The following is a 13931-nucleotide window of genomic DNA, read 5'->3' as shown; positions in this document are numbered from 1 at the left end:
GTGCCGTCGGCCGGCTGCTGGCGACCGCGCAGGAGTTCCTCGCCCGCGACGACCTCGGCTGGGACTTCACGCAGTCGACGTTCGCACTGCAGTCGATCGAGCCGGAGCAGCGCGCCGAGGTGCTGCGTGCCCTCCAGCCGCGCACCGGGACGCTGGTGCTCGCCGAGTTCGACGTCCCCGAGTTCACCGAAGGCTCGCCGGAGCACCTGCGCTCGCTCGTCGCGCGCTACGAGCGGGGCGTCGCCGAGTACGGCGCCGACGCGTCCCTGGTCGCGCAGGGTTTCCTGCTGCCGGTGCTGCTCGGGATCGTCTCCGGCGAGGAGCGGACGAACTGGGAACAGCCGGCCGAGGCCTGGGCCGAGCAGCTGAAGACGGCGGGCTTCACCGAGGTCGGCGTCGAACCGCTCGCCGACTACTGGTGGGCGCCCGCCGTCCTGGTCACAGCCTGCTGAGCGAGCCCGCCTCGACGTGCTGGGCGATCGGCCGCGGCAGCAGGTACGCCACCGCGCCGCCCGGCATCGCCTGCCACGGCGCCGTCACTCCGGTCAGCACCCGTACCGAGCGCTGGATGCGGTAGAGCCGCTTCTCGCGTTCGCGGTCGAACGCCAGCGACGTGTCGATGAACCGCGCGCCTTCGGCGTGCACCAGGTTGCCGGTCTCGTTGCCGAACCGCACGACCGTCGTGCCCGGCGTGAGCACGATCAGCCGCTTGCCGCGGTAGAAGTTCAACGGCGGTTCGCCGCGCATCGGCAGGATCGGCCAGTCGGTGGGCTGGTCGGACTCTTCGGCCGGCCGTGGCGGCAGCATCAGCAGCACGCCGAGGAGGTAGCGGGCGGCGTCGCCGAGCGAGCCGAACGCCACCGGCTCGTCGACCGGGGGCCGCGAGACCTCCCAGCCGTTCTCCGCGCGGCGCAGCGTCCAGACGCCCTCGGCGGGCACCTCACCGGCGCCGATCTTGTAGGCCGCGGCCGGGACACCGTGCTCGTTGAGCCGCTGCTGCAGCAGCTCCAGGGACTCCGCGCCCCGCAGGGTTCGCACCTGCTCGCCGCGGGCGACGCGGGTCAGCGTGCGCTCGTCCGGCAGGTCGGCGCTCGTCTGCGGCGGCCGCGGCTGGCCGAGGACCTCCGCTTCCGCCGTCGCGCGGACGAGCTCCCCGACGAACGGCGGCCGGAACCCGGCGGCGCGGATGTGCTCGACCAGCTCCGGCTCCGGCGGCACGCCGTACTTGCGCAGGTAGTGCGGCACGGCGGCGGGCCAGATCCAGGTGCCGTCGGTGTGGAACGCGTTCGGCACGTCCGGCTTCGCGCCCGGCGCGCCGAAGATGTCCGGCAGCGGTGCGGGCCGGTGCGCCGCGACCGGCGAGCGGAACAGGTAGTCGAGCACCCCGCGGACCTGGTCCGGCGGCACCGGCGGCCGGTTGACGACCGGGCGCTCGCCCTCGGCGTGCGAGTCGGCGGGCCGCGCGTGCCGGAACACCGTGTCGAGCGGCTGCCCGGCCTTGGCGGTGAGCCACGCCGGCAGGTGCTTCGGCGCTCGCGGGTAGGTCGCCAGCTCCAGCTCGTAGGCCGCGGTCGACGGGCGGCCGCCGTCGTTGGGCGGCACCCGCCAGTCCGGCTCGCGGTCGGCGTCGAAGTCGAAGTCGAACTGCGACGCCGAGTCGAGCGTGAACGTGCCCTGGAACCAGGTGCCGGCTTCGGCCTGGAACATCGCCGCGCGCAGCCGCGCGAAGAGCCCGCCGAGCCGCGGCACCGCGGGCAGCGAGACCGACACCGGGCCGTCTTCGTCGCCGACCGCGCGGACCTCGATCTCGGAGTAGTCCCCGACCTGCCGGAACTGCGCGCCGACGCGGACCCAGCCGCCGGGCACCGTGTGCAGCAGCGTCCGGCCGATGGCGCGCAGCAGCGCGTTCTGGTCGCCGGCGCCCGGCTGCGGCCGCGCCTCCGGCGTCTCGGTGAAGTCCTGCCGCGCCTGCCACAGCGCGGTGACCTGCTTGGCGGGCACCGTGACCGAGAAGTCGGTCAGGCCCAGCTGCGCCGCGCGGGCGGCGTCGTCGCGGACCCAGCGCAGGGTCAGCTCCGGCCGGTCGCCCGGCGCGACCTCGAAGACCTCGTCGTCGAACTCGCAGAAGGTGCGCAGCGTGAACGTCGACGGCACTTCGCTCGCCGGCACGACCTTCGCCGGCCGGCCGTCGTGCTCCTTGTCGAAGCCTTCCGGCGGCTCTTCCTCCGGCAGTACCGACAGCAGCACGGTGCCGTCCGTGGTCGACCGTTGCGCGCGGAACGTCCCCTCGCCCCACGTCGCGTACAGGCCGTCCGGGCGGTCGGCCACCTCAACCCGGTAACGCACGTTCGTCCTCCCCGTCCCCAGTGACCCCAGAAAACTTAGTCGACCGGGTACCGAGCGAACCACCGGTCGTCGCCCGGCGCATCCGGGCCGAACTCGGCGATCGCGTCGTCCGCCAGGCCGACGATGACGTCGCGGAGCTCCAGCTGCTCCAGCCAGCTCTTCCGCAGGGCTTCTTCGCCGTACATCGCGCCGACGAGGTTGCCGCAGACCGAGCCGGTCGAGTCGCTGTCCCCGCTGTGGTTGACCGCCGCGAGCAACGCCGAGTCGGCGTCCGTGGTGGTCAGCGCGACGTACACGGACATCGACAGCGCGGTCTCGCCGACGTTGCCCTGCCCGAGCGTTTCGAGCTTCTCCGGCGTCGGCGGTCCTTGTTCCGCCAGCGCCAGGGCCGCGTCGAGCGCCGCGCTCTGCTCCTCGTGCCCCGGGTGCTTCACGAGCTCGTCGCGTGCCGCCGCGAGGGCGTCGAGCAGCGGCTTGCCGTGCAGCAGCCCGTGGACGAGCACCGCGAAGCAGCCCGACGACAAATACCCGCTCGGGTGACCGTGGGTCAGCGCCGCGCTCTCGGCACCGAGCCGGAACACCTCGGCGAGGTCGTCCGACCACAGCGCGACCGGCGCCGCGCGCATCACGCCGCCGCAGCCCTTCGAGTTGTTCACCGGCCGTTCGATGCTGCCCCGGACACCCGCGCGGCCGTACGCCTCGAGCTCGCCAAAGCAGGTCAGGCCCGGCGCGCGCCGGCTGAACAGGTCCTGGTGGGTGATCAGCCAGCCGTCCGGCGCCTCGACCGTCGACTGCGGCCCGCGCGCCCGGTCCCACGCGACGCCCTGCGTGTGCAGCCAGCGCTGGTAGGCCATCTGCAGTGAGTGCACGACGTCCGCGGCGCCCGTCCGCCGCCGTTGGGCGTGCGCCCTGATCAGCGCTTCGAGCGTGAAGAGCGTCATCTGCGTGTCGTCGGTGATCCGGCCGATGCCGCCGTACGCGGGGATGAAGTCGGTGATCCCGGCCGGCCCGGCGATCTCGCGGATCCGGTCGATGGAGTCGAACTCCGTCTTCGCGCCCAGCGCGTCGCCGATCGCCCCGGCCAGCAGGCTGCCCCGCAGCCGCGAACGCAGGCCCGGTCCCGCCGGCGCCGGGGTGAACCGGCCGCTCGGGTACCGGCGCTCCCAGCGCGCGTGCTCCGCGGTCTCCGTCTGGAGGCCGTTGCGGTTGAAGTACCAGAAGACGTCGCTGCCGACGTCGTCGAGCAGACCGAGGTCGGCCAGCCGCGCGGCCGACGGCAGGCCGGGCACGCCGGCCCGGGCACCGACGAGGGCCCCGGCGAGCGCGCCCGCGACCGGGCCGGACCGTGCGGCGAGCCTGATCGCCGCTTCCGGGTCGTAGCCGCGCTTGGCCGCGGCGAACAGCGCGCGGCCGAGCACCGACCGCACGCTCCGGCCGTCGCCGATGCTCTCCAGCTGCGTCACGTCGTCGGCGTCGCGGTCCTCGCGCAGCGCCAGCGTCGACTCCGCCAGGTCGCCGCCGATCTCCTGCAGCCGCAGGTGGACGGGCAGCGCGAACGCGTCGCGCGTGAGCAGGGCCTGGAAGAGCGCGATCAGCAGCTCGACGCCCTCGGTGACCTCCGCGCCGGCCGCGCTGCCGGTCAGCTCGCGGGCGACGTCCTTCGCGTACTGCTCGCCGTCGACGTCCGCCAGGGCGACCGCTCCGGCCGGCGTCGCGGCCAAGGCCGTGGCCAGCAACGCGGAGAACTCGGCGGGCGCGGGACCCGCGTGCCGGGTCGCGACGGCCAGCCAGCCGACCGGGTCCGGCTCGGGCAGGGTGGCGGGCACCTCGCCGGACGGCACCGGCGGCAGGCCGCGCAGCACGGCGTCGGTGTGGAAGAGCAGGTGCCGCGTCAGGCCGCCCATCGGCAGCGGGCCCGCCGGGTCGGCGCCGCCGCCGAGCGCGTCACCGATGGCGAAGCCGACGTACGCGCCGACGATCCGGTGCCACGCGAAGCGCCCGGCAGGCGTGCCGAAGGCGGAGAACTTGCCGAACGTCCACGGCACCGGCCGTGGCCGCGCGTCCTCGCCGACGTGCGCGACGAGACCGTTCGCGGCCAGGTCGGCAGGCCATTCCGGGTCCTGGCCGGCCCGGCGGCGGACACCGTTGCGGTACTGCCAGGCGAACCCGCGCAGGTACCGGAGGCAGTCCTCGGGCGACAGCTCGAAGTGGTAGTCGCGGGCGTGGTTGACCGCGTACCGGAGGTGCCGTTCGAGCAGGTCCGGCGGTTCGACGCCGAACTCCGCGACCAGCGCCGGCAGCGCCTCGGCGACCTCCGGCCCGGCTTCGGGCGCGGGGTGGTCCACCTTGGCGCGCGGCTCACCGGGCTCGACGCCGGCCAGCTCGGCCGCCGTGAGGCTGCGGGCCAGTCCGGTGCCGGGGTCGAGGGTCAGCCCGGTCGAGGGCCGGTCCGCCAGCAGTTCGCGAACCGCGACCCGCCACCGGTGCGGGTAGCGCCCGGGCACCTTCGCCGACGAGCTGTAGGCGATCACCTCGTGGCCGTTCGTGCCGGGCACCGGGCGCACCAGCGGCTCGCCGTCCGGCGTCGGGACCAGCACCTCGGTGTCCAGCAGGGCCCGGACGAACTCGGCCCGGCTGATCCAGTTCGCGCCCAGGTAACCCAGCAGCTTTTCGGCGTCGGTCGTGGGCACCGGGAAGCCGCGCCACACCGGGCCGGGCGTGTACTGCTCGTTGCCGCGGTGCGGACCCGTCGGCTCGCCGAACAGCGTGTACTGCGTCCAGCCGCGGATGGCGCGAACCGGGATGCCGAGGTCGCGGCCCGCCTTCTCGTCGAACTCCGGGTCGACGTCGGGCCGCCATTCGACGAAGCCCTCGTCGCTTTCTGTCATGCTCCCCATCCTCGGGCTAATGCCGCGGGTACCGCTCGATCCACTGGTCGCCGAGCGCGCTCAGCGCGGAGTGCCGGTCGAAGTGCCAGTAGGCGTCCGAGGCGACGTTCTCCACCACGTAACGCAGCTCCAGCTGGTCGACCCACTTCTGCGGCAGCCCGGGGATCCCCGTGCGCGCGCCGAGCAGGGCACCGGCGATCGCGCCGGTGAGCGCGCTGCGGCCGGAGTGGTTGATGGCCCGAAGCAGCGCCTGTTCCGGGTAGTTCTCGAAGCCCGACAACGCGGCGAAGGCGCGTCCGAGGACCGAGAGCGTCGACTGGCCGTCCCCGATCAGCTCGGGCATCCGCAGGTCGGGCAGCCCGTGCTCGCCGAAGAACGGCACGGACTCGGCGACCATGTCCTTGATCGCCGTCCACTCCGGACCCTGCTGGTACTGGTTGTCCGGGTTGAGCACCTCGCGGCTGAGGTTCCAGATCGGGAAGCTGAACGCCTCCTTGGTCAGCGCGTGCTCGAACAGCCAGGTCAGGTAGGTCGCGGCGGAGAGGTCGGGCTCGGTCGGGTGCGTGACGCCGGCGAGGTCGCGCACGGCCTGGCGGGCGCCGCCGCTGAAGCCGCTGCCGGGGCCGGCCATGGTCAGCGCGGCGGGCAGCGCCGGGATCAGCGCGGCCGGGCCGGTCATCGGCGGCGCGCCCCCGGTCTCGGTGGCGAGCTGGTGGTAGGCGTTGAGCTCGGCGTCGTCGGCGTCGCGGCGGGCGTGCAGGTCCGCGACCTGCACGAGCCAGCCGTCCGCGCTCTCCATCGGCGCGCCCTGCGTCCGCAGCCAGCGCTGCAGTGCCCCGCGGACGACGCTGGGGAAGAGCTGCTCGGCCTCGCGGGACTCGGGCTGCTCGCGGTGCGGGCTGCGGATCACGGCCTCGGTGTAGAACAGCAGCCGCTGCGTCAGCGAGCCGATCCGGCCCGGCTGGTCGAACGCCTGGATCAGGTCGGTGACGCCTTCGATGCCGAACTTCGCGTGGATGTCGTGCAACGGCATCTTGTCGACGGCCGCGCCGAGGGCCTCGCCGAGCGCGAAGCCGACGTACGCGCCCGTGACGCGCTGCCAGCCGTAGCGGAAGCCGTCGAGGTCCCGCTCGAAGTACTTGCCGAAGGTGTCGAGTCTCGGCACCGCGCGCCCGGCGTTGTCGTAGGTCGGGGCCAGGCCGTTCGCGCGCAGGTCGTTGGGCTTGCTGCGCGGCGGCTCCGGCATCTTCAGGCGCTTCAGCCACGACTCGCCGAGCACGGTCTTCGCGCACTCTTCGGCGGTCAGCTCGAAGCCGCGCCGCCGGGCCTTCTCGGCGGCGGCGAGCGGCGGCTTGACCGGATCCGGCAGGCCCATCCGCGCCGCCGTGTCCGCGGCGACCCGGATCAGGTCCTCCTCGGCCTCGGGGCAGCGGCCGTGCACGTCGATCCGCGGCTCGTGGCGAGGGAAGCGCTGGACGATCTCGGCGAGCTCGCCGCTGGAGACGTCCTCGATCGTCGTCGGGCCGCCGTTGATCACCAGGTTCGGCGGGTGCTCGAACTCGGCGAGCGTGGCGACGTCGACCTTCCACCAGCCGTGCTCGCGCGAGGGCAGGTGCCGCGTCGAGCTGAACACCTTGAGCTCGTTGCGCTCCTCGGCGAAGTAGAACCGGTCGGTCTTGCCGGTCTCCAGGTCGAGGGGGACGAAGACCTCGCACCGGATCAGGCCGATGAGCAGCAGTTCGCGGGTCAGCCAGCCGACGCTGGCGAACGACAGCAGCGTCTCGACGGTGTTTTCCGGCTTCGGGTAGCCGCGGCGGATCGGCCCGGCCTTGTACTCGGGGTTCTCGCGCTCTTCGCCGGTCTGGTTGCCCTCGGCGTCGACCTTCACCCAGCCCGCGACGGCCTGCAGCGGCACGCCCAGCTCACCGAGCCCGGCCTTCACGTACTCGGGGTCGACGACCTCGCGCCAGTTCTCCTGGCCGGGGAACGCCACCGGCACCGACAGCCCGCCGGGGTGCGGGTGCGCCTGCCGCAGCTCGCCGTCCGGTTCGCGGACGACGACCGACGGCGGCGGGAAGATCTCCTTCTCCGGCCGGCCCTCGTCGAGGAACGCGATGGTGTTGTAGGGCACCGACCAGCCCTCGGGGATGCGCAGCACCTTCTCGGTGTCCACCCGGAGCCCGGCGGGACCGGAGACGTCCGGACCGTGCACCGCGCGCAGCCACTGGCCGACCTTGGCAATCGCTTCCGCCGCTTCCACCTACTCGATCCTCTCCAGGCTTCCGTCGGACTCGTGCTCGGCGATCGTCTTCGGCAGCACGAAGGCCACCGCGCCACCCGGCAGGTTCGCCCACGGAACCGTGATGCCGGTGATCACGTGCAGCGGGCGTCTCAGCCGGTAGCTCCGCCGTTCCCGCTCGCGTTCCAGCGGCAGCGACGTCGTGGCGAACCGTACCTCCCCGTGGTGGACGAGGTTGCCGGGTTCCTCGCCGAAGCGCAGGACGACCGTACCCGCCACGAGCCGGGTGATGCGCTTGTTGCGGAGCAGGGTGAGGGGAGGCTCACCCGCGGCCGGGTGCACCGGCCAGTCGTCGAGCTCACGGGCGGTCTCGAGCGGGGTTTCGTGCCCGGCGGTCATCCGGGCGGGGTGCAGCAGCAGCGCCCCGAGGAGCTGCTGGGCGGCGTCTTCGAGCCGGTCGAAGTACTTCGGTTCGCGAGGTTCCCCGCCGGCGTACGCGGCGACCTCCCAGCCCTCGGCGGTGAAGTTGAGGCACCAGGTGCCGTCGGCCCGCTCGCCGACGCGGTACGCCTCCGGCCAGACGCCGTGCTCGCCGAGCCGCTGGACCAGGACGATCAGCAGTTCCTCGTCGCCGAGCTCCGGGTCCGGCGTGGTCTCCAGCTCGGCGACGAGGTCACCGCCGGTCTTCTTCACGTCGGAGCGGCCCGGCTTCGGCCGCGGCTTGCCCAGCAGGTCCGCTTCGGCGGTCCGCCGCACCAGCGGCTCGACGTACGGCGGCTGGAAGTGGTTGCGGCGGATGTGCGCGACGAGGTCCGGCTCCGGCGGGACGCCCTTTTCGGCCAGCAGGTCGGCCACCGACGAAGACCAGATCCAGGTGCCGTCGGTGTGGAAGCGCTCGTCGTCTTCTTCGTGGACGACGGCTTCGCGCTCGAGGTACTGCAGCACGAGCGGCGCTTCGGTGTCGGTCAGCGGCGGCCGCTCGACGTCCGGACCGCCGGGCTCGGCGTGCCGGAAGACCACGCCGAGCGGCAGCTGGGCGCGTAGCCGCCACCAGTCGGGGATGTGCTCGTCGGCGCGCGGGAACGCGGCCAGCTCGTCCGGGTAGGCGGCCGACGGTGGCGCCGCCGTCCACACCGGATCGTCGTCGAGCGCGAAGTCGAAGTCGAAGGAGCCGTCCGGGGCGAGCGTGAACCGCGCCTGCAGCCAGGTGCCGCGCTCCTCGGCGTACATCCCCGTGCGCAGCTCGGCGAACAGGTCCGCGATGTCGGCCGTCGTCGTCGCGTTGTGGCCCTCGATCTCGGTGTGCGTGCCCACCTGCCGGAAGTCGACGGCCGCGGGCCCGGCGGCGTCGGCCCGGTGCTCGCGGACGAGCTTCCCCAGCTGCACCAGCACGGTGCGCTGCTCTTCGGGCGAAAGTCGTTGTTCCACGTGAATCATCGCGCCAACGTCGAGGAATAGCCGAAGGTCGGCGGCTCACCGGCGTCGCGGCGGGCGAACTCGTCCTCCCACATCTTGAACGTACGCCGGTACAGCGAGTCGATCAGCGCGCGCTCCTCCTTGGTGATCTTGCGGTTCTCCTCGGCCGCGGCGGCCCAGATCGCGTCGATCGTCCGGTAGAGCGCGAAGATCGGCCCGTCGCCGCGGAGGTAGTTCTTGCGCTCCTCCTCGGTCCGGCGCACGAACCGCTCGCGGTCGAGGCTCCGGATGTCCGGGCCGTGGTCGAACAGCACGTCCGTGACGTGTTCGTTGTCTTCGTCGAACCGGCCGGTCCGCCAGTTGAGGATCCGGCCGGTGAGCCCGCCGTCGGGCGTGCTGTCGACCACGAACGCGTGGTTGAAGTACTCGAAGTAGGACGGCGTCTGGACCATCTAGAGACTCCCCTGCAGCGCGTCCCAGAACAGCTCTCGTTCGCGCTTGATCAGCCCGTCGATCAGGGCCTGTTCCTCCGCGGTGTACGGCCGGTCTTCGGCCTTCCGGAGCGCCTTGAGGTCGCGCCGCACCTCGTACAGCGAATGTTCGTACGCCGAGACGTCGTCCAGCGCCTTCAGGTGCAGGCGCAGTTCGGCGACGTGCCCGTCGATGCGCACGCTCATCTGCAGGTCGCGGTAGCCCGCCGGCGCGGGGTGCGCGAACCGGTCGTCGAAGTCGACGATCTCCAGGCCGGGGTGGTTCGCGATCCGCGCCAAGGCGGCGTAGGCGTCCTGCACCCGTTCGAACTGGATCATCGCGCCCGCGAGGTCGACCAGCCTCGACGCGTCGCCGTCGTAGTTGGTGTTGATCTTGTCCATCGCCCGGCCCTCGGACTTCGGCCCGGGCCGGAACCCGGCGTGGCCGCCGGTCTCCTCCGCCAGCGGCGGCAGGATCTCCTTCAGCTTGCGGTCGACCCGAGCGGCTTCCTCGTAGCGCTCGGCGAGGTACTCCCGCGTGTACGTCTCGTCCCCGAGCTTGCCCAGGTCGAACGGCGCCTGCTGCCGATGCTGCTGGGGGTGTCCCTCGGCCTGGTCGACCACCTCGCTCGACGTCTCCGCCTGCTCGGGCGTGAGCGGCGTCGGCTCGGCGTCCGGGCCCACCGGGGCGGCGTCCGGGTCCGGGTGGTGCACCTCGTGCACGGCGTCGGCGAGGATCGGGAGGGCCTCGTCGTGCAGCAGCAGGTTGGCCATCGTCTCCGGCTTGCGCAGCAGCGAGCGCGTCAGGAACTCGTTGGCCGGGTCGCGGAGCAGGTCGACGAACTCCAGGTGCTCCGCCAAGCGCGTCCGGACGAACTCGCCGATCGGCCCGAGGTTCTGCGAGTTCCCCTCGTGGTCCTTGACGACGAAGTCCTTCGTGGCGCCGTCGAGGGCTTCGGCGACGCGCGGCTCGGCGAGGAGCTCGTCGAGCCGCGACTGCGGGGCGCTGCCGTACCCGCCGTGTTCCGTCGTCTCGGCGTGCCCGGCCGGGACGTGGACCTCGTCCGGCGTGCCGACGTGCATCAGCTTGATGCCCTTCGGCGGCTGCGGCAGGTGCATGAGGTCGCCGGACTGCGGGTCGATGAACGCGACGCCGTCGCGGGTGTGCACGACCATCGCGACGTGCCCGTACTCGACGCCGTTCGGGCCTTCGTACTTCACCGCGACCACGGCGTGGTGGTCCAGCGGCCGGTCCCGCATCTCGCGGATGACGTCGTCGTAGCTGCCGCGCTCGGAGAACGTCTCGCCGAACCGGCCCTCGAGGTGCTCGAGCGTGCCGCGCGTGCCCATCTCGTGGAAGAGGACGGGCTCGGCCGTCATGTCGCCGCCGCGAAGGCGGTCCATGTACGCCTCGGGCGCGCGGGTGCAGTTGGACATGTACCCGTTTTCGAGGGCGCCCGGCTGGTGGAAACCCGGGTTGACCTCGCGCAGGTGCGGGTGGCGGTCCTGGACGTAGGCCGCGCGCTCGCTCGGCGTCGTCCCGTCGGCGTGGATGGCCGGTTCGGACGGCGGGTTCGTCGACCGCGCCAGCCGTGAGTAGTCCGGCCCCGGCTCGGGGACGGGCAGGGGCTCGGCCGGACCGTCGGCGACGTCGTGGACCGCCGGGTGCTCGGGTGGCGGTGCCACGTGCTCCGGCTCGCCGAAGCCGCCGAGGCGTTCCATCAGGGAGGCCTGCCGGCGCCGTTCGAACTCGGCCGCGTTGTGGTCGTTCTCGGCGCGCCGTTCGGCCATCTTCTGCCGCGCGGCCTCGGGGTCGAGGTGACGCGGGTGGCCAGGACCGATCTCCTCGGCCTCGATGACCCACTTCCGGCGGCCCTCGGGCGTGATCTCGAGACGTCGCTCGTGCACCAGGAGCTGCGTCCCGGGCGGCGACAGCGATTCGCGCTCGGACGGGTTCTCGGCGAGCTTCGAGATGTCGCGGAGGTTGTCCGAACGGACGTGCAGCTCGACGTCGTCGCCGAACTTGCTGGTCGAGAACTCGTCGGCCTTGATGGACGCGCTCGAGAAGGACGGCTCGACGACCACGTCACCCGGGTTGTAGGGCCCGGAGACGAGCTCGGCCAGCCGCGGGTCACCGCCGACGTCGAACGCCCGGACGGACTCGCCGGACGTGCGCGGGACCTGGTTGAGGCCGTCGGTGATGGCGCGGGCGTTCGCCTGCGCGAGGTCGAAGCCGGGGTGCCCGGGGCCGCGGCGCAGGGCCTCGTTGACGTCGTAGGCGTACTCGCCGCGCGTGTAGCCGTGCACCGCGACGGCGGCTTCGTCGGTCAGAGGCAGGCCGGCGGCGTCGCGGCGGGCGAGCGCGCGGTCGTGGATGTCCTGGTAGATGCGCTCGTCGCCGACCGCGCGGCGGATGCTCTCGTGGTCGGCCGGCGTCCCGCGGTGGCCGTCGTCGAAGAGGTAACCCTCGTCGTGCGGCAGCCGTTCGGGCGCGGGGTTGAGCCGATCGGCGATCGCCGGCGGCTCGTGGTGGCCGAGCGGCAGCTCGCGGATCCCGGTGGCGTCGTGCGGCAGCTCGGCGAGCCGCCCGGTGACGGGATCGGCGAACAACACCCCGTGCTCGGTGTGCACGACGGCGACGAGCGACTCGCCCCCGGCGTGCTCGAAGGCAACGGCGGCCCGCGAGCCGACGGGACGTTCCCCGAGGTCGCGCGCGACGTCGTCGAAGCTCCCCCGGCTGGTCCACGGTCCCTTGAGACTCTCGCCCCGAGCAGGCCCGGCGACGACGTCCTCACCGTTCATCCGCCGGTCGAAGGCGGTCATCGCCTCGGCGGCGTTGGTCCGGAAGCCGTGCTCGCCGGGGCCGTAGTGGTTGCGGGTGTTGACGGCGCCGAGCTCGGGAACGGCGTCGCGGACCAGGCGGGCGTGCTGCTGCGGCGTCTCGACGGACCCGGCGTGCAGCACGGGCGTCCCACCCGGCGTCAACGGCTCGGCGAGCTGCGCCCAGCCACCCTCGGGCGCACGAGTCGCCGGCGCCCGCCGCTCGGGCGGTGGCGGCGCGTCCTCGTCCCCGCCGAGCAGCTTGAAGAGGTCGTTCTTGGGTTTGAGCTCGGGGTGTTCGGCGTAGAACTGCTCGAGCTCGGCATCGGCCTCACGCTGGAACCGATCCTCGTCGGCCCGCTCCTGAGCCCGGCGCTCGTCGATCGCGTGCCGCGCATCGGCGTCCCCGAGGTGCCGCGGATCCCCGGCCACAACTTCCTCGGCGTGCAGGATCCATTGCGGCTCGCCCCGCTTGTGGTTCGGGTGCTCGGGGTGTCCAGGTCCCTTCTCGACCCCGGTGATCTCGAACTGCGACCCGGCCTTGAAGAGGACCTCGCGCTCGTTCCCGATGCTCGCCATGGACTCGACGTCCCGGCCGGTCTGGGATTGGATCCGCATCTCGACTTCGCCGGGGAAGTTGCTCCGCGGATGCTCGGCGTCGACCTTCGAAGAGCTGAGGAAGGACGGCTCGGTGACGTGCGTGCCCGGCTCGAACCTGGCGAGGAAGGCCTGAAGGCGCGCAGGATCCCCCTGGAAGTCGACCCGCCGGGAGACGGTCCCGACGTGCGGCGGCAGCTCGTTCAGCCCGGAGACGAGCGCCCCGGCCTGCGGCGCGAGATCAAGGAGTTCAGGCCCCCCGAGCCGAAGAGCGCGGTTGAGCGGCCCGACCATCTCGTACCGGGTGTAGGCGTGAACGGCGAAGGCGCCGTCATCGGACATGCCGGGGTGGAACTCGTCCCGTTTGGCGAGAGCCTCCCGGCGAACCTGCTCGTGGCGCCACTCACCGGACTCCGGACTCTGGCGCCCGGAGTCCATGAAGGTGTCCTCGACCCGCCGAACCCCAGCGGGGTCCTCAGTGTGGAACCGAGGATCGGTGAGGTAGGGCTCATCAGGCCCGACGTCGGCCTGCCCGTACTCCTCGTGGTGCTCGCCTTGGTGCTCGTGGTCCGGCGCCTGCTCTTCCGGGTGCTCGGCGTGCTGGTCATGATCCGGCGTCTGCTCGGCCTGGCGCTCGTGACCTGGCGCCTGCTCGGCGGGCTGCCTTGCCAGCTCGGCCTGGTGCTCCGCCGGGGCATGTTCGGCAGGCGCGTGCTGCTCAGCAGGTCGATCCGCCGGCGGCTCCTGCGCGGCAGGCCGCTCCCGTACAGGCGCTTCCTCGGCCGGGCGCTCGCTCCCGTGCACCTGCTCACCCGAAGGCACTTCCCGCCCAGGCGCGGCCGCACCCTGCTGGTCCGCAGGAACCTCTTCGCGCGTCCGCTCACCGGCGGTCGTCGCCCGTTCGGGCGCGCCGGGCTCTTCACCGGGTCGCCGCTGCGCCGGCGCGTGCTCGCCCGGCCGCGGCTGGTCGAAGGGATTCTGCGGACCCCGAGGCAGATGTTCCTGCGGCGGCCCAAACCGCGGCGGCGGAACCTGCGGCGACCCCAGCCGCGGATCATGCGGCGGCATCGGCGGACGCCCAGGCGGCGGAGGCATCGGCGGCCGCCCACCAGGCCCCTGAGGTCCACGCGGCTGACTCGGATAACTCGCCGGCCG

The 13931-nt window shown here is 72.9% G+C and carries 7 protein-coding genes; 1 reads left to right on the top strand and 6 read right to left on the bottom strand.

The window, feature by feature from the left end:
* Positions 1-119 precede the first annotated feature (119 nt).
* Positions 120-452, top strand: coding sequence for a hypothetical protein (locus tag ACWEN0_RS09255; RefSeq protein ID WP_451970733.1), 333 nt, complete (start codon positions 120-122; stop codon positions 450-452).
* Here the strand turns inward: ACWEN0_RS09255 and ACWEN0_RS09250 are convergent.
* Genes ACWEN0_RS09250 through ACWEN0_RS09225 form a run of 6 tightly spaced genes read right to left on the bottom strand, consistent with a single transcriptional unit; the run spans position 439 to position 13580 of the window.
* On the bottom strand, positions 439-2346 hold the full coding sequence (locus ACWEN0_RS09250) for a TNT domain-containing protein (RefSeq protein ID WP_451970730.1): 1908 nt from the start codon (positions 2344-2346) through the stop codon (positions 439-441). The genes ACWEN0_RS09255 and ACWEN0_RS09250 overlap by 14 nt on opposite strands.
* Before the next feature lie 35 nt (positions 2347-2381).
* Positions 2382-5234 carry an ADP-ribosylglycohydrolase family protein gene (locus ACWEN0_RS09245; protein ID WP_451970727.1) on the bottom strand — a complete coding sequence of 951 codons (2853 nt, stop codon included), beginning with the start codon at positions 5232-5234 and terminating at the stop codon, positions 2382-2384.
* A gap of 16 nt (positions 5235-5250) precedes the next feature.
* Positions 5251-7494: an ADP-ribosylglycohydrolase family protein gene (locus tag ACWEN0_RS09240; RefSeq protein ID WP_451970725.1), complete on the bottom strand. Its 2244-nt coding sequence runs from the start codon at positions 7492-7494 to the stop codon at positions 5251-5253.
* Positions 7495-8910, bottom strand: a complete 1416-nt coding sequence (locus tag ACWEN0_RS09235) for a TNT domain-containing protein (protein WP_451970722.1) — start codon at positions 8908-8910, stop codon at positions 7495-7497.
* Positions 8907-9341, bottom strand: coding sequence for a hypothetical protein (locus tag ACWEN0_RS09230; RefSeq protein WP_451970719.1), 435 nt, complete (start codon positions 9339-9341; stop codon positions 8907-8909). Before ACWEN0_RS09230 ends, ACWEN0_RS09235 begins: the two co-directional genes overlap by 4 nt.
* Positions 9342-13580, bottom strand: coding sequence for a toxin glutamine deamidase domain-containing protein (locus ACWEN0_RS09225; protein ID WP_451971973.1), 4239 nt, complete (start codon positions 13578-13580; stop codon positions 9342-9344).
* Positions 13581-13931 lie beyond the last annotated feature (351 nt).

The sequence above is a fragment of the Amycolatopsis sp. NPDC004378 genome (assembly GCF_053602455.1).
Note: the sequence above shows the minus strand (reverse complement) of the source record. Positions and strands in the feature narration are given on the sequence as shown.